Genomic DNA, 24,718 nt, shown 5'->3' on the forward strand with positions numbered 1-24,718 from the left:
AATAAAAAAGTTTGCAAATTAAGCAGTCTCAATGACTTTGAACATCCTATGGGGGTGTACTGGTTTCGACGTGGGTTCGGAACTTGGGGCAGCGTGTCGTGTTACTCTGGGTCACGTAAAAACTGGGGAATTTAAAATAAACGCAAACGATAATTACGCTTTAGCAGCATAATGCTGCTTGTCCCGCCTGAGCCCTCCTGCCGGCTAGGCCTGGACATCATTTATGCAGGGAACTACTTTTAGGGTGTCTCGACTATTAGTGGACTAATTGGGGCTGGCCAAGACTAGAGTTTGTCACTGGACGCTAGTTGAGGCGAGATACTAAAACAGCTGACTACACACGTAGACGCAACGAGGAAAAAGCTTGCGGACAGGGGTTCGATTCCCCTCATCTCCACCAATACATACACGTGGAAACACATAATAGTTGGAATTGCTAGACTTTAAAGTTTAGTAGTTCCTTTTATTTTGGCATTTAGCACACATTTAGCACACAATCAGAAAAATATAATAACATAAATAAGACAAATGCAGATTTAAATATAAAAAATAATAATACTTATAATGAATATTAGTTAACCCTAAAATAAGTAAAGGGCGAAGATTTTTTATTTCTATATAACAGATTAAGTATATAGAAGTATGAAATGATTAACTTAATATAGAAGGATGATAAAGAGAAATGACTGATAATTATATAAAAAAGTTTAAGCACTTTATTAAAAAGTACTACAAATACTTAGAATGTGATGGAGGGGGTGGATCATCATCCTCAATTCCAAACTTTGACTTATACTCTAGAGATTACTTAAGATTTGCTCAAAAATCTTTTGATCAAGGAGGAGATGATGGATTAATAAATTGTGTATCAAATTTAAAAAGAGCTATGGATTGTGAACTTGATACATTTTTATTTATAATAGATTTACATAATTGCTTTAAAAAGAAAAATCTTAAGGTTGAAAAGAAGCTAAAATTTATAGAATCTATAGGTTTATTCAGCTCTAAATCATTAGAAAAGTTAAATAGGGTAAGAAATAAGATGGAGCATGAGTATAGAGTCCCTGATTTACTAGATATTGAAATATACTTTGAGCTTGTTGAAGCATTAATAAGGTCATTACAGATGGCTGGAACATTACTATCATTAAATGAAGAACAATGTTTTAAGATTTATGATGATAATCAAAATGAAATAGGATATCTCAAATTAGAGTATAAAAAATTAAAGGAGTATCCTATCATAGATATATCATGGTATATTCATAGTGAAAAAGAACATATAAGAGTGACTCCTGAAGATTATAATGCATTTGCATATTGTTTAAAAATACATTTACTGCTATATCAAAAAGAGTCTATAGGGAGTCTAAATTATATATATTCAGAGATAGAAAAAATTAATTAAAGTAATATATCTTAAATTAATATAAGGAAATAATAGAAAAAGTTAGTACATTTATAATCTATTATATATATTTGTCAAATCTTTTGTTTTAATGGAGGAATAAATGAATTAAAAGAATACCAGGAGGTGAAATAAGTGTTAGATATTCAGAAATTTGGTGGTACTTGGAGGATTTTTGAAAAGGAAACACTATATCAGGGAGAGCTTCATATAGATTATGATAATCGTTTAATTGCGCTCGAAATACTTCTTCCTGCAAGTGAAGAAAGCCCGCTCCCACGAGTACCATACAAGGGGAAAATCCCATATATATGTGGAACACTTTTCTCTGGTGCCAAAATTCTTCTATATGATTGTTTTACTGATAAAGAGTATACTAGTTTAATGCAATATACGAAGCAAATCATATATGCTAAATACGCTTTTTGGGGGCTTTCTGTAAACTCTATAGAAGAAATAAAATTTAATAAGGCAATATTTGATTTCGGAGATATCATCGCTTGGTCTGAATTGTGCAATTACAAATGGGAATTTGCTGAGAATGGGGGATCTAATCTAATATGGAACCAAAAAGAACCTGTAAAATTTAAACTAAATGAAAATCTTGAAGTAATATTTTCGCCTAGCCAAGGAAACATAGGGGGAGATATGTTCAAAAAAGAGATTAAAGCCAATCAACATATTTTAATTGAGTTTACATATAATAATCCTGTAACATGGGAATTAATTATGGAAGATGCACTATATATGCAATATTTAATTGGCCTAGGAATTAATCGGAAAGTAGAAATTGATAGTGCTCAATACTGCCATTCATCAATTTATATTGAATTATCTGAAGAAGATGGGATTTCAGAAAAGGTATATAGTCCAGTTGATATGATTTTAGGAACTGGAAAGATAGAACCAACAAAAGACACGAATCCATACAATTATTTGTATACATTGAGTGATATAAAAGAAAGTAATATTTTCATCAGATGGCAGGAGAATTATTCTATGCTTAAGCCAGTTTTGGATTTGTATTTTATGGCTTTTTCTCAGACCTCTGGAACGCCTGAAATGTTGTTCTTAAATATCACACAAGCTTTGGAAACATATCATGCACGTTTTATCACCGACGATGCTAAGGAATATTCAGCTAGAGTAGATAATTTATTTGAATCTTCTGGTAATACAGGACGTTGGAAAAGTTTCTTGCTTGACAATGGACAAAAGAAAAATACCTATAAAATTTATTTAAAGAGTCGTCTTGCTGATTTAGTTTTTGCAAATGGTGTATTGCCATTCTGGCCAAATAGATATTCGCCTGTTGAATACGTACGTAAGGTTGTAGATACACGGAATTATTATACGCACTATAATCCAGCGAAGCTTAATCGAGCATTTACAAAAGCAGAGCTTCCTTTTATAAATGCTCATCTTTTAGCTCTTTTAGAATATCATTTATTGATTTTAATGGGATTTGACGCTGCCGAAGTTAGAAAAAAGACTGTTAAAAAGATAAAACAAATTGATAGTGCATATAATATTCAAGAATATACTCATGATATCGAAAAATAAAATATAATTTTACCGTTTAAGTTGAGTGTTTAAATATAATATGCTTAATGTTGAATAAATTATATAAAAAACAACCACATAAAAGTTATAATATCTTAGGATTCTTATATTAATAAGAAAGAAATAGTATACATTATAGATAATGATATTTTATGTTAAGGTAAGATTTTAATAGAAATGAGTAACTTAAAATTTGATATAAATACATAAGAACATAATTGAAGAATGACAATATTAAATAAATAAAAAAGAGCTATATTTTATATAGCTCTTATCCAAATATACTATTTATCTTATCAACAGCTTCAAGTTTTTGTTCTTTCATTACATGAGTATAAATATTCATGGTAGTTTCTATGTCAGCATGTCCCATTAAATGTTGTACTGTTTTAGGTGGAATACCAGCTTCAAATAATCTAGTAGCATAAGTATGTCTTAGAGCATGAAATTTAATAGGTTCAATTCCTATTGATGTTAATATAGTCTTTAAATTTCGTCCTGGCCTTTTATCTTCTATAGATTTGCCTAATTTATTACAAAATACATAGTTCTTATTATCGTATTCTTCTTGTAATAATAATATAAGCTCATTCTGTTCTTTCTTATGAGCTATAAGTTTTTTAATTATATTTTGAGGTACTGGTATAGTTCTTAATGAATTTTTAGTTTTAGGAGTAGTTTCTTGAACTTCATACCTTACTATTTTATCATTTTCATATATAGCAGCTTTCTGTAAGCTTCTATTAACATGGAGCTCATTATTTTTAAAATCTATATCAGACCATTTTAAACCTAATATTTCGCCAATTCTTAAACCAGTTCCAAGAGCAACTATATATAATAATTCAAGCTCATGTCCTTTAATAGCTTCCAGGAACTTTTCTTGCTCTTGCTTAGTCAATACTTTGACTTCTTTATTATCTTCTTTCTTAGGGAGAGTAACAAGTTTACACCAATTCTTTTGTATATATCCTTGTCTTTCAGCTTCATTCAAACAAGTTTTTAAGTTAGTATTAATTTGTTTTATTGTTGTAGGAGTAACTCCATTATCTAATAATTTTTTATAGTGCCTTTGCAGGTGTGTTGTTCTTAGATCATTAAGCTTTATATTTCCAAAGTCAGTATTTTCTATATAGTTTTTATAAATTCCATGATACCTTTGAAAACTTTTAGGCTTTAAATCTTGTTTCCTATAGTCAAATAACCATGAATAAAACCAATCTGAAACAGTTAGTTTGTCCTCATTTAATACACCCATAAGCATTTGTTTTTTATATTCTTGAAGTTTATTTTTAACATCTTGTTGAGTTTTCCCAGTAAATTGTTTACGTACTAATTTACCTCTGTCGTCAGTTCCTATGGTGATAGAAGCTCTCCAGCCTATTTGTATGCCATTTCTCATATTCTTAACAATAGAGCCTTCGCCGTTACTTCTTCTTTTGGCCATATTATCACCTACTCATTATTTTTATCTTTTAAATATTTCAACCTCATTAAATCAATATAATTATTTATTTCATCAATTGCATCGTCTGGAAGCTGTTCAATATCTCCAAGTCTATGAGCAGCTATAGTTGTCGCATTGTTAATTTCTTTTTTAGGATTTCTTTCGTCAGTACGGCCAAGAAGATAATCTGTGGTAACATCAAAAAAGTTTGCTATTTTTAATAATGTCTCTTGATCAGGAAATCTTCTACCCTGTTCGTACATACCGATGGTACTAGCAGAAACTTCTAATATTTTGCCTAAATCCAATTGTTTCATATCTTCTTCTAATCTTAATTCTTTTAATCTTTTAGGGAACATAAAAACTCTCCTTTCCTTTAATATTTTAACACAAAATGTGTAATTCAAACACAAAAAAACACAAAATGTGTAAAAAATATTGACAACACAAAGTGTGTGGAATACTATAATAAGTATAAACACACAAAACGTGTGAAATTAAAAAGGTAGGTGACAAAATGAATAGTTTAGTTGATTTTAGAAATTCAAAGGATTTAACTCAAAAGCAGATGGCTAAAAAACTGGGAACTACATTGAGTTTTTATTCAAAAATAGAAGTAGGTAAGAGAAATCCTAGCTACAATTTTCTAGCTAGATTTAAATCTACTTTTGAAGATGTAAATATAGATAAACTTTTTTTTGAAGTTGAATCACACGAAAAGTGTAATGAATAATTGAGTTATATGAGGTGAAAACATGGGATTAAATTTAAAAATCACAAGAATAAAAAAGGATTAACTCAAGTTGAATTAGCTGAAAATACAGGACTTTCAAGGGATTATATATCATCACTTGAAAGAGGTATTACAAAAAATCCAAGTTTAGATATTATGAAGAAGCTTTCAAAAGCATTAGATGTTTCAGTAGTAGAATTATTTTTCAGTGAAGAAGAATAGAAAGAGGGGGATTAGTATGAGTATAAAGATGACTGGGGAACAGTTGAAGCTATTAAGTAGCATACTTCCAAATATGACAATTGTTGAATTTTTAAATCTAATTAACAGATAGGAGTTGAATATTATGAGTGAACAAAAGAAAAGAACAATGACAGTGAAGGAGTTTGCTGAATATCTAGGGATAGGGTACATAAAGGCTTATGAGTTAACAAGATCTAAAGGATTTCCAATGTTTAAGGTGGGAAAAAAGATACTTGTTATTACTAGTAAGGTTGATGAATGGATAGAGAATACAGCTATAGGACAACAGTTTTAATAGGGGGTGGAGAATATGGAAGATTTAAAATATATAAGTTTTGACAATCATATAGAATTTGCAAAAGACTGTTTTGGTAATAGTATAGAAGGCACTTGTGTAAGTATAAAAATAGGAAATAAAGAATTTGAAATATTTACAAGCCATTTAGAGAGTGAACAACATGAGAAAGCATATACAGGATTGGGTGAAAATCAATATGAATTAGTTGATGTAATATTTGCATTAAAGAAGCTCATTAAATTTTTAGAGTTAAGCGTGGATATAGGTTTCTCTAAAAGCTTAGTGGAGTAGGTGTATTAAATTGAGCTTCTATCAAACAAATAACAAAATATTATCTAAAAGCATTAACGGAGCAGAAACGATAGATTTTAATAAATACCCCGACCTACTGGATATTTTATTTAATCATTGGATTTCACAGAAAGAAAATTACAATAGATTAAATGATAATATTTCAAGAGGTCAGTTTGAAATGAGCAGAAGTATTGTAATGGATACGTTTGGTATTAAAGAAACCAAAGCTAAAAATTTAATCAAAAGATTTGTTGATGACGAAATAATTAAATTAAAAAAACGTGGTAATAGCTCAAGTAAAAAGTCTATATATGTGTATTTATCAGTATTGGAGAGGGTTGAAATATTAGAAAAAGAAAAGACCAAGTTAGAAGCCAAGTTAGAAACCGAGCGAAGACCAAGTAAAACATTGGAAAATCAATGCACTAAAGATGAAGAAAGACCAAGCAAAGACCAGGTTAAAGACCAAGCAAACACCCACTCTAAAAAAGAATTAATAAAAAGAATTACTAAAAATATATATACAGAGATTTTTGATTACTGGATAAGTAAAGGAGTATATAAACATAGAGAACTTACTAAAAATATGGAAAATGCCATTGAAAGGACATTAAAAGATTACACATTAGAACAAATAAAAGAAGCTATAGATAATTATTCAGAAATGTATAAAAGTGATTATAAATATTGTAGCTACAAGTGGACATTAATAGAATTTTTAACTAGAACTCAAGATAAAACTAATGAAAGACAACTAGAGTTACATTTAAAAGAAGGAGTGTCTTATAAAAGATATTTGGAATATAAATCAAAGGCAAAGGATCCAGTAGAAGAAAAAAGCAAATCAGTAATCATAGATGGTTATGAGTATGAAAGTATTTAAGAAAATAGGAGGTATAAAAATGGAAAGTAACAAAAAGATACCTCCACATAGTGTGGAGGCAGAACAAACAGTATTAGGGTCTATACTGCTAAATCCAAGTAATATAAGTATAGCTTCTAAAAGAATTGATGTAAATACTTTCTATAAAGAAGTGCATCGAATTATATTTAAGAGCATGCTAAGTATTCATATACAAGGCAAACCTATTGATTTAATTATGCTTATAGAAGAGCTTAAAGGAAATAATTTATTAGAAGCTGTTGGAGGTATTAGTTATATTACAAGTTTACAAACAATAGTTCCAAATTCTTCAAATATAAATTACTATATAGATTTACTTATTGATAAGAGCAACAGAAGGGTGGCTATGAGCCTTTTAAATGACTTAAATGATAAATTATTCAATGAAAAAATAGAGGTCGTTAAAACAGGAATAGAGTCGATTAGAAGTATATTTACTAATAATAAGAGTATCGAACAGTTATATGTAGATGCTTCAGACATAAAGAGAGGTAAAAATAATAATTTTTATATACCTACTGGTTTTGAACCATTAGACCATTTACTAGGTGGTGGATTTAGAGGAACATCATTAAACATAATAACTGGAGTACCTGGAAGTGGTAAGAGTACAATAATAAATCAAATAATAGCTGGAGCTATAGCTCAAGGGAATAAAGCTTTTTTGTATAGTGGCGAGTTACCAGAAGAAGATTTAATGTTTTGGTTTAATAGGACGATAGCAAATGATTACCACATTGAAGAGAAAACAAGTAAAAAAGGAAAGACATATACAGATATAACTGATTATAGCTGGGAATTAATAAGCAAATGGATAAAAGGTAAGTTTAAAATATACGGAAGTAATTCGAGGGCAAACAAAGAGAATATACTAAGTGTTATTGAATATTTAGCTATAAATCAAGGTATTAGCTTCTTTGTTTTGGATAACCTAATGACCTTTGATATAGGAGAAAGTGACAAGCAATATCAACAACAAAAACAGTTATGTTTAGCATTAAAGCAGTTGGCCAAAAAGTACAAGCTAGTAATATTATTAGTTGCACATCCTAAGAAACCAGCCAAGGGAGAAAAGCCTAATATGTATGATGTATCAGGAGCTAGTGAGATAGTTGGTTCAGCGGATACAGTGCTAAGGATAGAAAGATTTAAAATAAAAAAAGATAATAAGGATGAAGTGGAAGAGGAAGAGCCAAAGATCATAGTGTTAAAGAATAGATGGGGAGGCATAACCAATAAAGTTTTCAATATATCATTTGATAGCTATAGGAAGAGATTTTACACAAGCCAAGAGGAATTAAATAGAAATTACGGATATGATACAAACAAGAAATTTGTACAAGTATCTTGCAATGAATTGCCATTTTAAAGAGGTGATGTAAATGTATGAGGGATACCCAAAAGAAGTAATAGACAAAATTAAAGAGCTGGGGTTATATGGAAAGGGTTTAAGGGAAATAATGATTATTTCTGTAAATGCTTGTACTAGGATTATAGAAGAAGTAGGAGTAACTCCAACTAAGCTTAGAAAAGATGTTGAGCAACTACAAAAAAATCAAATAAATTTAATGGATAAGATGAATCTGTTGAAATAATGTTTTGGATAGAAATAAAGCTCTATTATTCTTTACAAATCAAAATACAGCATAGGGAGATAAAGGACATATGAAAAATAAGATGATAGAAGCTATGAGAGCTTATTACCAATACTTGTTAGAAAGACTAAGCAATGCAGAAAAATATTTTAATGAATTGCCTGAAGAAGAGAAAAAGAATGTATATGAAACAAAAGAATATATGGCACTAGAGCAAATCATAAAAGAAACGTCAGAAATAGAAGCTATTGTAAAGAATTACAGTATTTTTGAGAATGTGGAGATATAGGTGTAAATATGAGTATTAGAAAAGTTATAGCATTAATAAAAAGGCATGAAAATGTAAAGGTAATAGTAAATGCTAGAACTAAAATATCAGAGGATTATAAAAGGACAGTACATGATCTAAAAGATATATTGATAAATGATTCAGATAATGTGGAAATAAAATTAAATGATAGAATAATTGAAATATCAGTAAAAGAATTAAAATTTGATACTGGATTAATGGCAACAGTATTTTATAAAGAGAATTGTGTGATAGTTTTTACACATGAAGATTAACAACTATAGGGGGATTTTTATAATGGAAGTACAAAAATCTAAGAATATGACAGTTGGCCAAGCTACACTAGAGGTATATAAAGCTATAGAATCACTTGGTTGTGAATTTGATATAGAAGAATTAAAAGAATTAAGAAAATATGTTTTAGGATGTATAGACAAAGACGGAGGTTCTGAAAAAGTTAAGAATATATTTACATTTGTTTTTGATAATTATAATGAGTTAAAAGGTTTAATAAATTAGAAAAATAGTTATTTAAATAGCTAATAATAATGCAACTAAATGCAACTAATATTAAGTTACTAGAATTAAGCTTCTAGTAACTATTTTAATTAATAAATGTAGTGACAAATAAAATGATAAAAAAGTAAAATCATAACACTATAAAGGAGTATTTCAAATGTTTTGCAAAATAAGAAAAGGTAAATGGGGATATAGTATTTATGCTTGTGATAGAAAGAGGGTAAATGGGAAAGTAGTGTCAAATGATATAAAGGTGGATTCATATGCATGGCACTCACTTTATGAAGATAACGAAGAAATAAACGGTTTAATAGATGATATACCAGTGATTTTAATGAGAAGTATAACAGGTAAATGTATAAGGGATGAAGATTTAAATTTAGACTTTGATGATGTAGTGGAGAAATTAATTAAAGTTAAAAAAGAGTATTACCCTACATATAAAGCTATGATGTTAAAGATAAGAGATGATATTAAAAAAGAAGAAGAAAATAAGCTTCTTGAATATGAAAACTTTAAAAATGAATATAGCTCATTACACTATAAAGAACTCATGGAAAAGTACCAGGAAGGATATGACAGAGGATTATTGGATGGAATAAAAGTAGAGGATAAATTTTTTAATCGGAGTAGTGACAAAAAACTTGAAATGAATGATAGTGAAAAGAAACTACTAAAAAAGTTATATAAAAGAATGGCCATGCAATACCATCCAGATAGAAATACAAATAATAAAGAATGTACTGAAATGATGATATTAATAAATAAACTGAAAGAGCAATGGGGTATATAGGGGGTAACAATGACAGATAAAGAGTACTTACAATATAAGTCAATGCTTATTAAAATAGCTAATAAATTTAAAAATAATCCTTATGGAATTGATATAGAGGATATTATGCAAATAGGTAGTTTAGGAATGATTAGAGCCTTTGAAACGTATAAAGAAGGAAAAGGAATGAGTTTTGATACTTATATGTATAGCTGTATTAGTTGGAGTATAAAAAGAGAGTTTCATAATCTTAAAAGAATACATGGCCAATATGCTATTACATCACTAGATCATGAAATAGATGAAGATACAAATATGTATGATATTATTCCAAATAGTAGTGTTAATGTAGAGAGTGAAGTGCTAGAAGATATGACACTACAAGAGTATATACAAGAGTTTAAAAATATATTACCACCTACAAAAGCCAACATTTTTATTGATAGATATGTGAATGAGCTTCAAATAAAAGATATATCTGCCAAGTATAATAAAATGGACAGTGCAATTAATAGCATACTAAGACAGTGTAGAAGTGAGTTAATGAGAAAGTCATTCAGAATAAGGAAAGAATATGAAAAATATATAGAACAAAGGAAAAAGAGTGAAAATATATATACTAATCCTTCTATTATAGAAGCTGATAGTGGTTATTATAATTCTAGGCTAGAACTAATTAAGAGATTAGAAGAGGAGCAAATAAAAAGAGATAGAGAGTTTATGAGCTATTATAGCTGCTATTAAAAGAATAGACTTTTTACCTTTAAAGGAAGAAAGTAGTACTAAACTTAAGAGGTAATAGAATGAAAAAAGATAAATATTACAAGATGACCGAAGAAATATTAAAAGATTATAATTATATGTTGCATGTAATAGAGCTTATTAATTTAGAATTAGAAGAAGAAACTAATATAGATCATGTAGATAAACTGAAATATATCAAGAATAAGAATGAGATAATTATTAAAAAAATAAATATAGCTATTAATAATATGAGTGATGATGAGTATGTATTATTTGAAAGTCTATATATAAACAAAGAAAGACCTATTAATATAATGTGCAAAATGAATATATCTAAAAGTACATATTATGATTTAAAAAAGAAGCTAATATTTAAAATTAGTGAAATAATATATCCTAAGTGTATAAGGGATATGCATGAGAGCTATTTATTTTAGTGTAGAAGCTATTTTAAATAGATTTTAATATTTTGGTAGCAACAAATTCGGAAAAAATATTGGGTTTAAGTTTATAACTAAAATACTAGGATTAAATAAAATAGATTATACATATTTATTTTGAATTTAAGCTTTTAGCTGACTTGGTGATTAACTTATATGTATAATATAACTAAGTCTTATGATTATTATATGAATGAGAGATAAATAATTTATATCATATAATTAAATAGGGGCTTAGTATGATAATATTATGGGATTATATTATAGATTTAATAATCAACCTAAAGTTGATATTGAAATTTATAGGAATTTAGATTAGTGCAGTGTTATAAAATTAGTGTTTAATTATAAAAAGCTGCAGAAAAACATGCTCATCTAATTAGCGTTAATGGAAAGCATGTAAGGTAACAGTTACATGTTTTTAGTTCCTAATAATCGTAATATTAATTATATTTAAAATACGATTCTCATATATAGCAGAAAAAGTTAAATTATACTTTAATTATTATTTAAGAAATAATAATTGTACAAGTAGATTTAAGAGAAATAAATAAGATTATAATATAAATAATAACTAAAAGTATTATAGCTGGCTTTTATGAGATGATTTTGATTACGAGTTTATAAAGAATAGGAAGTGAAGTAATAGTGATTTGTGCTTACTGTGGTCAAGAAGCGAAAGGAACAAGAGAACATATTATTTCTTGTGGAATATTAGATATTTTTCCAGAGTGCTTTGTTACAATAGATAATATTAGAGAGGTAGTCCATAGGGGAGATCCTGTAGTGAAAGATGTATGCGTAGAATGTAATAACAATAAAATTTCTTATATTGATTCGTATGCAAAAGATATTATTTCTAATTATTTTATAAAAAAATATGAAAAAGATGATACACTGGATTTTGTTTATAATTATACCTTAGTTCAAAAAATGCTATTGAAATATGCGTTTAATGATTTACGTTCCCACAAAGATGATATATCATTTTTTAAATCAAACATATTAGATTTTTTGATGAGCAAAGATATAATTGAGCCATTAAGAAATGTTACAGTATTAGCAGGCCTTGCGGTTAATACGTCTCCTGCACATGATTTTATGTTCGGGAATAATAAAATTCGATGGGGTAAAGACCCTGTTTTTCTTTCAAATAGCATTATTAAGTATATTGATTATAATACAGGAGAAATTTATCGTAGAGATGAAAATCCTAATCAAGAATTTAAAAAAATGAGACTTTCTTATGTATTTAGATTTAATAGTGTACAATTTTTGTTAATCTGTTGGGATAAGAATATTTCTGATGAAGAATTAAAAGAGAATAATGTGATATTAAAATATCAGTATCCATACACTATTCTAAATAGCCAAGGACATAATACCCTATCAAGATGTACAAGTGAAATAACATATCATTTTGAGAAACTAATTGATGTAACATGGGGACAAGGAATTTATGATGATATTTCTTTTATGCGTGGCACTTATTCATATGAAAAGCAACAATATCTTAAAGAAGTAGAAAAACGTTGGCAAAAAGAAGAAGAATATTTAGCTAAAAAATTTCCTAGATAGATTTATTATGGTATACATCATAGTATAACCTATTATGTAGTTATAATATGACTTAGATACTGTAAAAACCTAATTTATTGAGTAGATTAGATAAATAATCTTAAGGTATCATCAGATAGTAGACATAAAATTTAATAAATAAAAAGTTTCAGTAAAAATTATATTATAATCAGATAAATATTATATTATCGAGGTTTATGATTATTAGAATATTAGGGTGTGCCTATTTTATAGGTGCACTCTTTTTACTATAAAATAAAGTAACATTACCAATAAGGTAAAGGAACGTTACTATTGATTTAATGCAACGTTGCAATGGAGTACTCTGTTAATGATTTAGCCTAATAAATCCTTGTAATATAGCCTGTTGGAATGCTAGTAAATGCTAGTATAGGAGACTGTTTGAATGTTTAAAAATACTTACTATTAAGGTGAATGTACACCCTTGTAAAACCTAGTATAAAAAACGCGGTCACTATTGCAAAATGTTGCCATAAAGTTAGAAGTAGCATGCTAACAAACGCTAACATAAAATTAGAAATAGGCTACCAGTAGCTTCAAAAAACTTCAATAAAAAATGCAATATACACCTCAAATAATTTCTGAAACGAATGCGAACGAAATAAGGATAAAGATTTTAACTTATAGAGTACAAATTTGCACCCTATTAATATAAATTTCCAAAACGAATAAATGGAGTACTACAAATAGATTTAAGCGTGCTAAATACTGAAATGATGACGTTTTATTAATATTTAGGCGTGAATTTTTTTGGAACGTTCCAAAACGACGAATAAACGTAGTACTCCAATAGTTTAAGAGGGATAAATATTGAAATATCAACGATTGTAATTATTATATTTTTGAAACCTTAGTCTTTGGGTTGCACCTTTTTTGGAGTACTTCCAAAACAAACGAATAGGCAAAATGCTCCCTAAGTTAAATTTAGGCAATGGAGAAATATTTCGCCCTTCCACTCAATACCAAAACGGTATCGAGTGGACAAAATTGTACAGTCATAAATCATAAATAAAGAGATCATCTACCGGGGGAAATTTTTCTCTCGGCTAATTAAGTTTCAACTTTTTGTGAAAGTTCAGATGTGACTAATAGCCACTTTAGAAAATTATATAAGAAGCTATATTTCTAATATGCATACTATGCACTTTAGAGCTATATAAATTGGGGGGACTTGTTTTGGGGCGTCCTTGAAATTTCAACAAAAGTAAATTTTTACTTATGCCGAAAGTTCAGTTATAAGTTTTCTGTTATCGGTAATAACGATACACAAAAAGCAATTGGATAATGTTGATGAGGAAGATAGGGTTAACAGTAAAACTCAGGGGTGTTTTGCCGTTGAGTTAGGTCAAAGAGGTAGTTGGCTAATAAATGAAAGTGGACTTTATCCTTTTAAAAGGGAAAACTTCTGAAACCGATGTTAAAAATTTAGATGATCATTATATGCATATCCGAAAATTAAACAATAAAGCTTCTTATCCAGTATAAATTAAGGTAGTTATATGGAGCGTTTCCACTTTTGGTAACGCTGAGCTAAATTTTGAGCTTAGAGTAGACAAAGAGCCAGCCTTATATTTATTTCATAAAAAGTGATAAACCTAAAGTATACATCAAAATGCTACTCACTTTTATTATGCCTTAAATTATGGCGTCCGAGAAAATCTAAGTAATACTAAGATTATTTTATAAAACTTTATATTAAATAAATTGAGTTATAGGAAGTTTAAAAAAATAATAGAATTTAGAGGTAAAATTTATAGCAATGTCGAATCGTTATATATATCATATTTTATAGTCAAAATAAACTTTTTTATTTCTTAATATTTACTGGCTTATGTGAAAAAATAAATAAGTATAATGTGACTTTTAATATTTAGGGGGGTTTATAAATGAACTTGATTTCTTATTTAAGTTTATTTTTCGGGATATTGTTACTTATACCTGCTATTATGCTTAATTTAAGTGGTTTAATTAGATATTTAATAGCGTTGCTTGCAGTGATTTTAATTGTTAGTGGGGTATTAATGAATAAATCACTATGAAGATCTTTTTTTAATTTATTTATAAATTTTCTCTAAAATATATAGAGTATTGTAAATATAAAATTAAATATTAAATTTATAAAAATACTGTATTTTTCAAAAGGGAACATACGGTATTTTTTAGTTCGAAATTCAAATATAAAAGAAGTAATAAAGATATTAAACTAAAAAATAAAAATGCAGAGAAGTTTGTTTCATTTAAGAATAATACATAAAAGAATTTAGATATTATTATTTATTCTGCTCATTCTGAATCTTTAAAAAGAAGCATTCCGAGTTTTCCGACTCCCTAAAAAAGATACTCGGTTATTACTCGGCACTTTCGGCAGTCTTAAAAAAGAACATTACCAATAAACAATAGGAACGTTACTATTGATTTTATGGAGTACTAAGTTAAAGTATCAACTTAGTAAAACTTAGTATTAGGCTGATATAATACCCTTGTGAACTCTTGTATAAGAATCTATTTGAACACTTACAAATGCTTACATTCAATAGAGTGTTACTATTGGGAAATGTGGTAATTATAAGGAGATATCGTGCTAACAATTGCTAACATTAGGACCTGAAAAAACTTGAACTTAAAAAGCTAAGTAATGCTAAGGTTATGAAAACCTCACAAAACCTCACTATTGTATATTGTGTAAAACTTTTAATATCCTAATAAATCCTACAAATACTATACGACTATAAAAGTAATATATAATTAATAATTAGCTTTAAATGCTATAATATCTATATTGTATTTATATAAATATGTTAGTAAATAAGCTACTATTCTATTAAATCAACCTGGAAAAGTAATTATAACATATGCAAAAGGTTCTAAATATTGGAGGAAAAAATAGATTTTTTTAATAATTTAATTTACGATATAGAAAAATAAAGATATGTTTTATTAGCTATACCAACGTATAAAAACAAACCTAAATAATACTACAGTTGAGAAGATAGATAAAGTAGTTCACAACGAACTGATAAGGGTATATGACTTTGAGGTTGAAGATTTCCATACGTATTTTGTATCTGATGCTAGTGTATTGGTGCATAATACAGAAGGTTGCAAATATCAGGTTGGAGCCTATAAAGATATAAAGGGATCAAAAGGATTAGATGCATATCATGCAGGACAGAAAGCAGTGATGAAAAAATTAGCTAAAAATTATGATGAAATGACTGCTCCTGCAATAAATGTTCCTAAGGTAGGACATACGATTAAAAGGAGATAAAGGTATTGTATCAAGAAAGACAAAGGGTATAACTAGTTCAAGACAACTATTGGCAAGAGATATAAAAGAATTAAGACGAGTTTATCCTGATATTCCAAATTCAAAATTAAGAGAATTGATTAGTATGAATAAAAAATTATATCCAGAAATGAGGAAAAAATAAAATGAATGAAGATTTTATTAAAAGTATTTACAAAACTATAGTTGAAGAAAATAAAGAATTATATAAAGATTTATTTAATAATACAAATATAAGCGAGGTAAGTGACACATACTGGAAACAATCATTACAATTATATAATGACTTATCAGAAGATAAAAGAGTAGTATTTATTAGTGTTATAGAACAAATAATGATTGATACTGTATCAAATATATTTGGAATAATTGATGGTAGTAGTACACTTAATGAATGTAACATTCAACCTAAACTATTATTAAATGATATTGATACGGATGGGGAATTACAAGATATATTTCTAGAATATATAGAAGAGATTGAATAGTTTAATAAACTATAATTTAAATTTATATTAACTATTTAAAAATAGAAAAATATTTAACAAAAACATTTTCAAGTGAGTAAAGATAGAGAATATGCATAATTGATTTATAGTTTGTATATTCTCTATTTTATAATTAAAAAGGCATGATATCATAATGCAGTAGTTGAGTTTTAATATAAAATACTTAGATAAGATATCAGAATATGTAGACATGATAATGATAGTGATAAATAAAATAAATGAAGACTCATTTTTGTATTAGTCTTAATAATTACTTACATTGATAATGGAAGTGATTGCTTACGATGTAGCAAACCACATTTACAAAGGTTGGTATAAGTAACATTAAAGAAGGAAACCTGGTATGGGCATAATATCCAGAAACATGAGAAGTAGCCTTTAAAAGAGTAGTACAAACTTTTGTAAAAGAAACAGATACAATACTTTATATTAAAGTAGCTGGAGAAGTTATAGAGGCTACGGAGCAACATGTATTTTATATAGATAACGTAGGCTGGATACCAGCAAGCATGATTGAAGAGGGAGATGTAGTAGTTCTTCGGTCAGGTGATAAGTCTACAGTTGAGAAGATAGATGAAGTAGTTCACAATGAACTGATAACTGTATATAACTTTGAGGTTGAAGATTTCCATACTTATTTTGTATCTGATGCTAGTGTGTTGGTACATAATACTGCATCATGTGCAGAAAAAACATATCAGACTTATACAAAAACTAATCTAAAAACAGGTGAAGTATACTCTGGTAGAACAAGTGGAAAAGGAAATCCCCTTGATAATGTTAAAAAGCGTGATGCTAACCATCATATGAATAAAAAAGGATTTGGTCCAGCAGTACTTGATAAAAGTTCAAAGAATAAAAATGCTATACGAGGAAGAGAACAACAATTAATTGATATGCATGGTGGAGCTAAATCAATGGGGGGACTTCAGGAAATGCTGTTAATGGTATAAGTAAAAAGAATAAAAATAGACAAAAATACCTTCGTGCAGAAAGAAAGGAATTTGGTTAAAATGAGAAAAAAAAGATTAAAACTGGGAGATATCTACGAGATATCTTTACCAAATGGAATGAATGCTTATGGACGTCTTTATAAAGAATCAACATTAGCAATATATGAGAAGATATGCTCAAATGTAGATGAATTATCTCAAAATGAAAAATATAAGTTTTTTGTAGGAGTTTATACAGATTTATTACAAGATGGTATTTGGAAGATTGTTGATAATCGTCCGTTTAGTACAGATGAAGACGCTTGGCCACCACCTCAATCTATAAAGGACTGTATTAGTGGAGGATATTCTTTATATATTAAAGGTGAGATAATACCATCTACTGAGGAAGTATGTAAGGATTTGGAACGTGCTGCAGCTTGGGATAGACATCATGTGGTAGATAGAATTATGGGGATTGATATATGGAATCCAGATTGATATTCTATAGATTAATTAAGAAAATAGGAGGAATTTACAATGAGTAATATATTGAAAAATAATGAAGCAAAAGAAATTGAAGTGCTTATTCAATTTAATGAGAAGCTTGACCCAATTGATGTGGAGGACTATTATGAGGAACCGTTAGAAGAATTTTTGAATGAAAATGGTTATGGTGAAATTGTTGGTGGAGGTACTATGCAATCACCAACAGGTGAAATAGAATTTTTTGATATTCAGGTATTAATTTATGATAGCAATTACACTATGAAAATTGTAGATGAGATAAAGATGAAACTGGAAAGTTTAGGAGCAGCAAAAGGTTCCTTTATAGAAATTGAAGGTAAAGAAGAAAAAATATCATTTGGTAAAAGAGAAGGATTAGCTATTTATTTGGATGGTGTAAATCTTCCTGAAAATGTATATAAAGAATGTGATTCTAATTATGTTGTTTCTGAAATATTTAGATTAACAGGTTGCAATGATGATATTATAAGATTTTGGGAAGGTGATACAGAAACAGCTATATATTTTTATGGGGAATCTTTTGATAATATGAAAAGAGATATTTTTGAATTTGTTAATACATATCCATTGTGTAAATGTGCTAGGATAGTTCAAATAGCATAAGCGTATTAAAATTACTTATAACTCATACTCAAATATAGTAGTAATATTATACATTAAAAGTATCTAAAATTAGATATTGTACATTATGTTAATTGTTTTCAATAGTTATTTATTAATACGAAGTACTCCTAAAAGATTGAAAAATAACTACTTACATAGAGATAACTCACTAAATTAGTTAGTTATCTCTATGTTAACGTATTTGTGTATAATACGTATAGAACGAAAAAGTAAGTTTTAGGAACAAATAGTAAAGGAAAAACAGTAATATACTAAAAGTAGTGATTGATAGTAAAGGAAATGTAATCACAGCATTTCCTAAAAATTAGGAGGGACTATATGAATTTTTATATTGGTAATTCTGTTAAAGATATTAATTTAAATAATAAAAATATTGAATTTAGTGATGAATTAATTGAATATATTTACAATTCAAGGGACAAAGTTTTATTTGACATGAGCAAACTGTATGATATTGATCCGTATGATGATGTAGTAATTTTAGCAGATGATATTCAATTAATAATTAATACATGTAAGAGTATACTAGTTTCAACAATATTAAAAGATGCTAGAGAATCAGAAATATGGACTATTATGTTGAATGAATTGATTAATATGGCACAACAAGCCTTATCAATGGAAACTGGAATAGTGTCAATTGGTGATTAAAAATAATATTGTTTATTATATACTAAGCATGATATATATATTAAAATCGACGGACTTGATAGAAAGCTTAATGTTTTTTATTAAGTCCATTATATTAAAGTTTTACATGGAGGATTATATAAAATTATAGTATTACATGTATTAGCACACATTTAGCACACAATTATAATTAAGTTTGAAGAAAAATAAAAAAGCTATATGAAAAATGGAACTGACGTAATTAAGCAATATACACAAATAGAATGTATAATAAAAAATAAAATTTACTAAAAAAATATATGTTAGAGTATCCCCTCATCTCCACCATTCAAACCCTCGAAAACGAGGAAAAGAGGGGTTGTCTCAAAATGATTTTAAAATCATAAAAGAGGCAACTCTTTTTTATGACTTTATACCTAGGATAATTTAATATATTTTACGTTATTTGTTAAATTAGATTATATTTGGACATGACAAAATAGGATATCTATAAATATCCCATATAATGTAAATATTTAAGCTATCGCTTTTGTATAAAAAGTTACACCTAATCTATTTTGTTGAATTTTATTATGAAGTTTATTTAAATTGTAAGCAAGTGCTAAAAGTGTAAATTCTACTTTTACATTTTTCTTACCTCTAGTTAAAAATCTTCTAAAATTATGATTTTCTTTTATTACCGCAAATGCACCTTCAACTTGTATAGATCTATTCATTCTAGTTAAAATACCAAACTCACTTGTTATATTATCTTGTGATTGTTTTCTTTTTGTTATAAATACAGGAGATACTTGTATCCTTTTATTACCCTTTGCTTTTGTATATTTTAATTTAATAGGACAGTCATTACAATTTTCACATTCATATATTTTAGCTTTCGAAATATATCCAGATTTTGATTTTCTCGTAGTTGTAGCTATAAATTTTAATTCTTTATTATTAGCACAAGTATAAGTATCAGCTATTTTGTTATAAATCATATTTTCTCTTTTACCAATATTATTCTTAAACTTTTTACTCTTTGTATTTTCATAATTTTGTGGTTTTATAAATGATTTTTGATTATTTTCTTCTAAATAAACATAATTTTCTTCACTTTCATAACCAGCATCAGCTATTATATTTTCATATTTAGCCGGAAGGCTTTCGCCTAATTTATCTAAAAATGGAATAAATGTAAGTTGATCTGATCTTTCACTAGAAATATCAACTCCAACTATATATTCACCCTCAACTCCTATCTGAATATTATATCCAGGTTTTAATTGAGCATTTTTCATGTGATCATCTTTCATATGCATAAATGTAGCATCTATATCTGTCTTAGAAAAACTATTTCTTCCATTAAAAATAGAATTATATAAATCATATTTAGACTGTCTTTCTAAGTATTTATTGGCTTCCTCTATTAATTTTTGAAGTTCTGTTTTTCTCTTGCCTTTGCCATAAACAAATTCTATATTTGATGATAATTTTATAGAGTTTAAAAATTCTAAAATTTCATTGAGTAATTTACATTTAAGTGTATTTTCAACAATTGAAAAGTTTTTATTGAATTTATCATTTATATTTTTAATAAATAATTTTATGGCTTCGCCTAATTTTATTTCATTTTTGCTTACTGTTTTTTTCCACACAAAAGTGTATTTATTGGCGTTAGCCTCAATTTTTGTACCATCTATAAATAGATTTTTTAATTCAAGTTCATTATTTTCATATAACTTTATAATAAATTGATTAAATAAATCATCAAGTATAATCTCTAATCTTCCCGTTCTAAATCTTACAATATTATTATGATCAGGAGCTTTAAAACCTTCTAATAGCCACATAAAATTTACATCTCTTTTACAGGCAAGTTCGATTTTTCTACTTGACCAAATATCATTCATGTATGCATAAATTAATATTTTGAATAGGATTTTAGGTGGAACTGCAGGATTTCTCCCATTTTGGGAGTACGCCTCGTATAATTTTTTATAATCTAATTCCTCCATCATTAGGCTTAGCAATCTCACTGAATCATCCTCTGGTATTAATACATCCAAATCTATAGGTAATTTTAATTGATAATTTTCTGAGATTTGGGAATAATTTTTATATAAAGTGAAGTTTTGAATACTTTAAGTGTACACAAAAGGGATGAACTTTATGTGAGTTCATCCCTTCCTTTTTGTGGAACTATCTTTTTATTTTGAGACAGCCACTTTATTTTACTTTTTATAAATATTTTATTAGTACTTACTAAAATTGTTTCTTACATTCAGTAAATTCATAAATATCCATCAATGCCTCACCAAATCTTTGATAATGCACTATTTCTCTTTGGCCTAAAAAACGTAATACATCTTTTAAATCACAATCATCAGTTAAATTTAGCAATTGGTAATAAGTTGCCAATGCTTTTTGTTCAGCAGCCATATCTTCATGCAAATTAGTTACAGCATCTCCAAAGGCATTAATATAAGATGTTGTAAAATTTACGCCATTAGCATCTACTGGTTGTAGTCCATGTCCAAAAGTTGCATAGTTTGGTCCAAATCCAGCAGCCTTAAGCTCTTCAGGAGTACATTTACGAGTTAATTGATATAAAATAGAAGATATTATTTCAACGTGAGCCATCTCTTCTGTACCTATGTCAGTTAAAAGTCCACGAGATTTTCCAGTTGGCATAGTATATCTTTGTTGAAGATATCTAATTGCAGCTGCAAGTTCTCCATTAGGTCCTCCTAGCTGAGCAAGTATAAGTTTAGCCATCCTTGGATCTGAATTTTTTATGTTAACGGGGTATTCCAATGTTTTTTGGTAAATCCACATATTAACTTGACCTCCTTTAAGTGTTAAAAAATTAAATTAATCTTTATATTGTATAAATCTAATTATAGAATTCATTGTCCCATGGCCAAGGATTACATACCCATTGCCAAGGGCTTGAGCCTGGCACATAGCCAAAGTTAGTCAATGGTCCATATTCACATTCATAGGCTTCCTTAGTTTGCATAAATTTACGTAAGTATGTGTTATATGAATCTAGAGCATTTTCATCATGTGGGTTATTATCTAAATATAAATTTAATTCTATACAAGCAAATTGATACTCTAAAAGTCTATTTAAAAGTTCTTTTTTATTTGATTTCATGACTATTTTTTACACTCCTTTTTGGCCATAACCCTATTTTTAGGATTTTTATATAGCCATTCGTTGTAATTATTTGACTCTACTAAATCTAGTTCTGGGAATAAAGTTCCTCTTAGCAAAGCTATATCTAAATCATAGTATTTGTTATAAACTTGACGGTTTATATATGGTCTAGCTAATTCACAGCCAGAAATTTGTATGATGTCTTTATAGTTATCCATAATCATTCTCCTTAATTAAATTTTTTATATATTTACTAAAAAGTAGTATTTTAAGTTAAATTTTGGTAAACTTCTATTTGATATATAATATGTAGGGATTTTAGTATTTGTGATTTTATTTGATAAAAAACTGCATAAAACGACAATATGAAATTTTATTATAAAAGAAATCTATTAGAATACAAAAAGCAATAAATACAATATTTTTATTTAACTATATATATCTTAAATAAGCTTAAAACCAACAGTTGAAGTATAAATCTGTACATCATATTATTGTGTACAGAAATATGTTTTGGGTTAATATGAATGTAAGAGAAAATTCAAATTAGATGGATGTATCAAATTTTATTTTGAAACATCAGTGTTTATGCGGATGATACCATTGGTGTCATGCATGTGACGTTGCGATTCTTTATATTTTTCACGCCTTTTGTTACTTTTGAATTAGCATAATGGCAAAAGAGAATAAGAAAGGACGTGGGAAAATGAAAAAGAATGAAAAGAGATTATTAATTTTAGGAATTATGTTAGTGATAGCATTTACTATTTGGACATTATTAATAAAGACGGTAGATGTTGAGCCCCTTGGACAAAATGGAACTGATATAGGTTTTGCAACATTTAACTGTTGGTTTCATAAATTAACAGGTGTGCATATGACAATCTATACAATCACTGATTGGTTGGGACTTGTACCAATATTTATCTGTATCATATTCGGTGGAATTGGATTTGTTCAATTAATTAAGAGAAAAAGTCTTTTTAAAGTGGACTGTGATATTATATTATTGGGGATATATTACATTATAGTAATTGGGTATTATCTTATTTTTGAGATGATTCCTATCAATTATAGACCAATACTAATCGAAGGATTTATGGAAGCTTCGTACCCATCATCGACAACACTTCTTGTATTAAGTGCAATGCCAACACTTATTTATTAGGTTAATTATAGATTAAAAAACGATGCACTTAAAAAAATTATTAGTATTTCAGCAATTTTATTTTCTATATTTATGGTAATAGGAAGACTGGTTTCAGGAGTTGAGAAAAAATAGAGGATTTACGAAGGAAGAATTAGCACAGGTTTTATATGTGTCCAGAACTGCCATTTCAAAATGGGAATCAGGAAGGGGATATCTAAGTATTGACTCATTAAAGGAAATATCAAATTATTTTGGTGTAACAATTGATGACTTGCTATTTGGAATGGTAGATTTATTTTCCTTTATACTTATAGTTTTATCACTTTACCCAAAGCCAATTAATGGATATATTTTTTCGGTAAATCTTTTCTCACACACTGAAACAACATGGCTTAATCGCTGGATTTACTGGATTATGTTTATTATTCTTATCATGGTTGGAATAGTGAAAATTGTGCTAACACAATTTAAAATTGAAAAAGGATATAAAAATATTTATATATAACATAGCAGGGTATATTTTTAGTATATAAAAAATCTATACAAAATACGCATTATAGGAGAGAGTAAGTATGTTAAATCAAAAAACAATAGAAATCGTAAAAAGTACAGTACCTGTGTTAAAAGAGCATGGACTAGAAATAACAAAAACTTTCTACAAAACAATGTTTACAAATAACCCAGAAGTAAAAGAAATGTTCAATATGGATAAACAAGAATCTGGAGAACAACCAAAAGCATTAGCAATGACAATATTAGCAGCAGCTCAAAATATAGATAATTTAGAAATATTATTACCAGCAGTAAAAAAAATAGGCAGCATTCATGTAAATTCTAATGTAAAAGCAGAACATTATCCAATAGTAGGTAAAAATTTACTATTAGCAATAAAAGAAGTACTAGGGGACGTGGCAACAGAAGAAGTATTAAATGCATGGGCAGAGGCTTATGAAGTAATAGCAAAAGTATTCATAGATGTAGAAAAAGATATATATATAGATAAAATATGTAGAGATAATCAAATACATCAAAGAATGTAACTTATTAAAAAAGCTCCTTAACGTTTTGA

The 24,718-nt window shown here is 27.9% G+C and carries 31 protein-coding genes, 1 other RNA gene and 1 pseudogene; 27 read left to right on the forward strand and 6 right to left on the reverse strand.

All coding sequences use genetic code 11. The features are described 5' to 3' along the window. Positions 1 to 50: 50 nt before the first annotated feature. From ssrA to QX51_RS07305, 3 genes are all read left to right on the forward strand, one after another. Positions 51 to 400: a transfer-messenger RNA gene (ssrA, locus tag QX51_RS19910) on the forward strand. Positions 401 to 682: 282 nt separating this feature from the next. After that, a complete protein-coding gene (locus QX51_RS07300) occupies positions 683 to 1,408 on the forward strand; it encodes a hypothetical protein (protein WP_039679246.1) in 726 nt (241 codons plus the stop codon). Between the two features lie 135 nt (positions 1,409 to 1,543). Then, positions 1,544 to 2,971 carry an ApeA N-terminal domain 1-containing protein gene (locus QX51_RS07305; protein WP_039679247.1) on the forward strand — a complete coding sequence of 476 codons (1,428 nt, stop codon included), beginning with the start codon at positions 1,544 to 1,546 and terminating at the stop codon, positions 2,969 to 2,971. A gap of 271 nt (positions 2,972 to 3,242) precedes the next feature. Here QX51_RS07305 and QX51_RS07310 read toward each other — a convergent pair whose 3' ends face one another. Further along, positions 3,243 to 4,418 carry a tyrosine-type recombinase/integrase gene (locus tag QX51_RS07310; protein ID WP_039679248.1) on the reverse strand — a complete coding sequence of 392 codons (1,176 nt, stop codon included), beginning with the start codon at positions 4,416 to 4,418 and terminating at the stop codon, positions 3,243 to 3,245. 8 nt (positions 4,419 to 4,426) lie between these two features. Continuing rightward, the gene (locus QX51_RS07315) at positions 4,427 to 4,777 is read right to left on the reverse strand and encodes a helix-turn-helix domain-containing protein (protein ID WP_039679249.1); all 351 of its coding nucleotides are present in this window, start codon (positions 4,775 to 4,777) and stop codon (positions 4,427 to 4,429) included. Positions 4,778 to 4,935: 158 nt separating this feature from the next. On the opposite strand from QX51_RS07315, the gene QX51_RS07320 reads away from it, so the two are divergent. The 21 genes and pseudogenes from QX51_RS07320 to QX51_RS07415 all read left to right on the forward strand — a co-directional run bounded on the left by QX51_RS07320 (position 4,936) and on the right by QX51_RS07415 (position 19,378). Next, the gene (locus QX51_RS07320) at positions 4,936 to 5,151 is read left to right on the forward strand and encodes a helix-turn-helix domain-containing protein (protein ID WP_039679250.1); all 216 of its coding nucleotides are present in this window, start codon (positions 4,936 to 4,938) and stop codon (positions 5,149 to 5,151) included. A gap of 27 nt (positions 5,152 to 5,178) precedes the next feature. Continuing rightward, positions 5,179 to 5,373 carry a helix-turn-helix domain-containing protein gene (locus QX51_RS21655; RefSeq protein WP_039679306.1) on the forward strand — a complete coding sequence of 65 codons (195 nt, stop codon included), beginning with the start codon at positions 5,179 to 5,181 and terminating at the stop codon, positions 5,371 to 5,373. Between the two features lie 124 nt (positions 5,374 to 5,497). Beyond that, positions 5,498 to 5,689: a helix-turn-helix domain-containing protein gene (locus QX51_RS07330; protein WP_039679251.1), complete on the forward strand. Its 192-nt coding sequence runs from the start codon at positions 5,498 to 5,500 to the stop codon at positions 5,687 to 5,689. A 15-nt stretch (positions 5,690 to 5,704) separates the two neighbouring features. Further along, a complete protein-coding gene (locus QX51_RS07335) occupies positions 5,705 to 5,983 on the forward strand; it encodes a hypothetical protein (RefSeq protein WP_039679252.1) in 279 nt (92 codons plus the stop codon). Positions 5,984 to 5,993: 10 nt separating this feature from the next. Then, a complete protein-coding gene (locus tag QX51_RS07340) occupies positions 5,994 to 6,869 on the forward strand; it encodes a hypothetical protein (protein WP_152607221.1) in 876 nt (291 codons plus the stop codon). Positions 6,870 to 6,888: 19 nt separating this feature from the next. After that, the gene (locus QX51_RS07345; RefSeq protein ID WP_039679307.1) at positions 6,889 to 8,259 is read left to right on the forward strand and encodes a replicative DNA helicase; all 1,371 of its coding nucleotides are present in this window, start codon (positions 6,889 to 6,891) and stop codon (positions 8,257 to 8,259) included. 13 nt (positions 8,260 to 8,272) lie between these two features. Further along, complete coding sequence (locus tag QX51_RS07350) at positions 8,273 to 8,485, forward strand: hypothetical protein (RefSeq protein WP_039679254.1); 213 nt, start codon at positions 8,273 to 8,275, stop codon at positions 8,483 to 8,485. A gap of 70 nt (positions 8,486 to 8,555) precedes the next feature. Then, on the forward strand, positions 8,556 to 8,774 hold the full coding sequence (locus QX51_RS07355) for a hypothetical protein (protein WP_039679255.1): 219 nt from the start codon (positions 8,556 to 8,558) through the stop codon (positions 8,772 to 8,774). Between the two features lie 8 nt (positions 8,775 to 8,782). Beyond that, positions 8,783 to 9,049, forward strand: a complete 267-nt coding sequence (locus QX51_RS07360; RefSeq protein ID WP_039679256.1) for a hypothetical protein — start codon at positions 8,783 to 8,785, stop codon at positions 9,047 to 9,049. 22 nt (positions 9,050 to 9,071) lie between these two features. After that, complete coding sequence (locus QX51_RS07365) at positions 9,072 to 9,293, forward strand: hypothetical protein (protein ID WP_039679257.1); 222 nt, start codon at positions 9,072 to 9,074, stop codon at positions 9,291 to 9,293. A 157-nt stretch (positions 9,294 to 9,450) separates the two neighbouring features. Beyond that, on the forward strand, positions 9,451 to 10,086 hold the full coding sequence (locus QX51_RS20885; protein ID WP_039679258.1) for a DnaJ domain-containing protein: 636 nt from the start codon (positions 9,451 to 9,453) through the stop codon (positions 10,084 to 10,086). 9 nt (positions 10,087 to 10,095) lie between these two features. Beyond that, positions 10,096 to 10,809: a sigma-70 family RNA polymerase sigma factor gene (locus QX51_RS07375; protein WP_039679259.1), complete on the forward strand. Its 714-nt coding sequence runs from the start codon at positions 10,096 to 10,098 to the stop codon at positions 10,807 to 10,809. Positions 10,810 to 10,868: 59 nt separating this feature from the next. Further along, on the forward strand, positions 10,869 to 11,246 hold the full coding sequence (locus QX51_RS07380) for a DUF1492 domain-containing protein (protein ID WP_039679260.1): 378 nt from the start codon (positions 10,869 to 10,871) through the stop codon (positions 11,244 to 11,246). A gap of 651 nt (positions 11,247 to 11,897) precedes the next feature. Then, the gene (locus QX51_RS07385) at positions 11,898 to 12,827 is read left to right on the forward strand and encodes a hypothetical protein (RefSeq protein ID WP_039679261.1); all 930 of its coding nucleotides are present in this window, start codon (positions 11,898 to 11,900) and stop codon (positions 12,825 to 12,827) included. A 1,907-nt stretch (positions 12,828 to 14,734) separates the two neighbouring features. Next, entirely contained in the window at positions 14,735 to 14,887 is a 153-nt protein-coding gene (locus QX51_RS20625; protein WP_161791913.1) for a hypothetical protein, read from the forward strand. Between the two features lie 977 nt (positions 14,888 to 15,864). Continuing rightward, entirely contained in the window at positions 15,865 to 16,116 is a 252-nt protein-coding gene (locus tag QX51_RS21165; protein ID WP_278246216.1) for a hypothetical protein, read from the forward strand. A gap of 164 nt (positions 16,117 to 16,280) precedes the next feature. Continuing rightward, a complete protein-coding gene (locus tag QX51_RS07395; protein ID WP_039679262.1) occupies positions 16,281 to 16,622 on the forward strand; it encodes a hypothetical protein in 342 nt (113 codons plus the stop codon). Positions 16,623 to 17,023: 401 nt separating this feature from the next. Then, a pseudogene (locus QX51_RS20895) lies at positions 17,024 to 17,596 on the forward strand (polymorphic toxin-type HINT domain-containing protein); the annotation flags it as partial. A gap of 60 nt (positions 17,597 to 17,656) precedes the next feature. Further along, positions 17,657 to 18,076 (forward strand): Imm26 family immunity protein, encoded by a 420-nt coding sequence (locus QX51_RS07405; RefSeq protein WP_242842703.1) that lies wholly within the window; start codon positions 17,657 to 17,659, stop codon positions 18,074 to 18,076. 39 nt (positions 18,077 to 18,115) lie between these two features. Then, complete coding sequence (locus tag QX51_RS07410) at positions 18,116 to 18,706, forward strand: hypothetical protein (protein WP_052232943.1); 591 nt, start codon at positions 18,116 to 18,118, stop codon at positions 18,704 to 18,706. A gap of 339 nt (positions 18,707 to 19,045) precedes the next feature. After that, entirely contained in the window at positions 19,046 to 19,378 is a 333-nt protein-coding gene (locus tag QX51_RS07415; protein ID WP_039679264.1) for a hypothetical protein, read from the forward strand. Positions 19,379 to 19,872: 494 nt separating this feature from the next. On the opposite strand, the gene QX51_RS07420 is transcribed toward QX51_RS07415, so the two are convergent. The 4 genes from QX51_RS07420 to QX51_RS07435 form a co-directional block, all read right to left on the reverse strand. Next, positions 19,873 to 21,441: an IS1182 family transposase gene (locus QX51_RS07420; protein WP_039679265.1), complete on the reverse strand. Its 1,569-nt coding sequence runs from the start codon at positions 21,439 to 21,441 to the stop codon at positions 19,873 to 19,875. 160 nt (positions 21,442 to 21,601) lie between these two features. Then, positions 21,602 to 22,174, reverse strand: a complete 573-nt coding sequence (locus QX51_RS07425) for a manganese catalase family protein (RefSeq protein ID WP_039679266.1) — start codon at positions 22,172 to 22,174, stop codon at positions 21,602 to 21,604. A gap of 58 nt (positions 22,175 to 22,232) precedes the next feature. Beyond that, on the reverse strand, positions 22,233 to 22,496 hold the full coding sequence (locus QX51_RS07430) for a spore coat protein CotJB (RefSeq protein ID WP_039679267.1): 264 nt from the start codon (positions 22,494 to 22,496) through the stop codon (positions 22,233 to 22,235). A gap of 2 nt (positions 22,497 to 22,498) precedes the next feature. Then, entirely contained in the window at positions 22,499 to 22,717 is a 219-nt protein-coding gene (locus QX51_RS07435) for a spore coat associated protein CotJA (RefSeq protein WP_039679268.1), read from the reverse strand. Between the two features lie 488 nt (positions 22,718 to 23,205). Between QX51_RS07435 and QX51_RS07440 the strand changes: the two genes are divergently transcribed. The 3 genes from QX51_RS07440 to QX51_RS07450 all read left to right on the forward strand — a co-directional run bounded on the left by QX51_RS07440 (position 23,206) and on the right by QX51_RS07450 (position 24,689). Next, positions 23,206 to 23,667, forward strand: a complete 462-nt coding sequence (locus tag QX51_RS07440; RefSeq protein WP_242842704.1) for a phosphoesterase PA-phosphatase — start codon at positions 23,206 to 23,208, stop codon at positions 23,665 to 23,667. Positions 23,668 to 23,767: 100 nt separating this feature from the next. Continuing rightward, positions 23,768 to 24,154 (forward strand): helix-turn-helix domain-containing protein, encoded by a 387-nt coding sequence (locus QX51_RS07445; protein ID WP_052232944.1) that lies wholly within the window; start codon positions 23,768 to 23,770, stop codon positions 24,152 to 24,154. Between the two features lie 67 nt (positions 24,155 to 24,221). Continuing rightward, complete coding sequence (locus tag QX51_RS07450) at positions 24,222 to 24,689, forward strand: globin domain-containing protein (protein WP_039679269.1); 468 nt, start codon at positions 24,222 to 24,224, stop codon at positions 24,687 to 24,689. Positions 24,690 to 24,718: the final 29 nt, after the last annotated feature.

It is taken from the genome of Terrisporobacter othiniensis (assembly GCF_000808015.1).
Taxonomy (GTDB): Bacteria; Bacillota; Clostridia; order Peptostreptococcales; family Peptostreptococcaceae; genus Terrisporobacter; species Terrisporobacter muris.

What these genes read in the sequence shown, in the direction of transcription:
- QX51_RS07300 (WP_039679246.1), top strand. Translation starts at nt 683, where the DNA reads ATGACTGATAATTATATAAAAAAGTTTAAGCACTTTATTAAAAAGTAC.
- QX51_RS07310 (WP_039679248.1), bottom strand. Translation starts at nt 4,418, where the DNA reads ATGGCCAAAAGAAGAAGTAACGGCGAAGGCTCTATTGTTAAGAATATG.
- QX51_RS07315 (WP_039679249.1), bottom strand. Translation starts at nt 4,777, where the DNA reads ATGTTCCCTAAAAGATTAAAAGAATTAAGATTAGAAGAAGATATGAAA.
- QX51_RS07320 (WP_039679250.1), top strand. Translation starts at nt 4,936, where the DNA reads ATGAATAGTTTAGTTGATTTTAGAAATTCAAAGGATTTAACTCAAAAG.
- QX51_RS07330 (WP_039679251.1), top strand. Translation starts at nt 5,498, where the DNA reads ATGAGTGAACAAAAGAAAAGAACAATGACAGTGAAGGAGTTTGCTGAA.
- QX51_RS07335 (WP_039679252.1), top strand. Translation starts at nt 5,705, where the DNA reads ATGGAAGATTTAAAATATATAAGTTTTGACAATCATATAGAATTTGCA.
- QX51_RS07345 (WP_039679307.1), top strand. Translation starts at nt 6,889, where the DNA reads ATGGAAAGTAACAAAAAGATACCTCCACATAGTGTGGAGGCAGAACAA.
- QX51_RS07350 (WP_039679254.1), top strand. Translation starts at nt 8,273, where the DNA reads ATGTATGAGGGATACCCAAAAGAAGTAATAGACAAAATTAAAGAGCTG.
- QX51_RS07355 (WP_039679255.1), top strand. Translation starts at nt 8,556, where the DNA reads ATGAAAAATAAGATGATAGAAGCTATGAGAGCTTATTACCAATACTTG.
- QX51_RS07360 (WP_039679256.1), top strand. Translation starts at nt 8,783, where the DNA reads ATGAGTATTAGAAAAGTTATAGCATTAATAAAAAGGCATGAAAATGTA.
- QX51_RS07365 (WP_039679257.1), top strand. Translation starts at nt 9,072, where the DNA reads ATGGAAGTACAAAAATCTAAGAATATGACAGTTGGCCAAGCTACACTA.
- QX51_RS20885 (WP_039679258.1), top strand. Translation starts at nt 9,451, where the DNA reads ATGTTTTGCAAAATAAGAAAAGGTAAATGGGGATATAGTATTTATGCT.
- QX51_RS07375 (WP_039679259.1), top strand. Translation starts at nt 10,096, where the DNA reads ATGACAGATAAAGAGTACTTACAATATAAGTCAATGCTTATTAAAATA.
- QX51_RS07380 (WP_039679260.1), top strand. Translation starts at nt 10,869, where the DNA reads ATGAAAAAAGATAAATATTACAAGATGACCGAAGAAATATTAAAAGAT.
- QX51_RS20625 (WP_161791913.1), top strand. Translation starts at nt 14,735, where the DNA reads ATGAACTTGATTTCTTATTTAAGTTTATTTTTCGGGATATTGTTACTT.
- QX51_RS07395 (WP_039679262.1), top strand. Translation starts at nt 16,281, where the DNA reads ATGAATGAAGATTTTATTAAAAGTATTTACAAAACTATAGTTGAAGAA.
- QX51_RS07405 (WP_242842703.1), top strand. Translation starts at nt 17,657, where the DNA reads ATGAGAAAAAAAAGATTAAAACTGGGAGATATCTACGAGATATCTTTA.
- QX51_RS07410 (WP_052232943.1), top strand. Translation starts at nt 18,116, where the DNA reads ATGAGTAATATATTGAAAAATAATGAAGCAAAAGAAATTGAAGTGCTT.
- QX51_RS07415 (WP_039679264.1), top strand. Translation starts at nt 19,046, where the DNA reads ATGAATTTTTATATTGGTAATTCTGTTAAAGATATTAATTTAAATAAT.
- QX51_RS07425 (WP_039679266.1), bottom strand. Translation starts at nt 22,174, where the DNA reads ATGTGGATTTACCAAAAAACATTGGAATACCCCGTTAACATAAAAAAT.
- QX51_RS07430 (WP_039679267.1), bottom strand. Translation starts at nt 22,496, where the DNA reads ATGAAATCAAATAAAAAAGAACTTTTAAATAGACTTTTAGAGTATCAA.
- QX51_RS07435 (WP_039679268.1), bottom strand. Translation starts at nt 22,717, where the DNA reads ATGGATAACTATAAAGACATCATACAAATTTCTGGCTGTGAATTAGCT.
- QX51_RS07440 (WP_242842704.1), top strand. Translation starts at nt 23,206, where the DNA reads ATGAAAAAGAATGAAAAGAGATTATTAATTTTAGGAATTATGTTAGTG.
- QX51_RS07450 (WP_039679269.1), top strand. Translation starts at nt 24,222, where the DNA reads ATGTTAAATCAAAAAACAATAGAAATCGTAAAAAGTACAGTACCTGTG.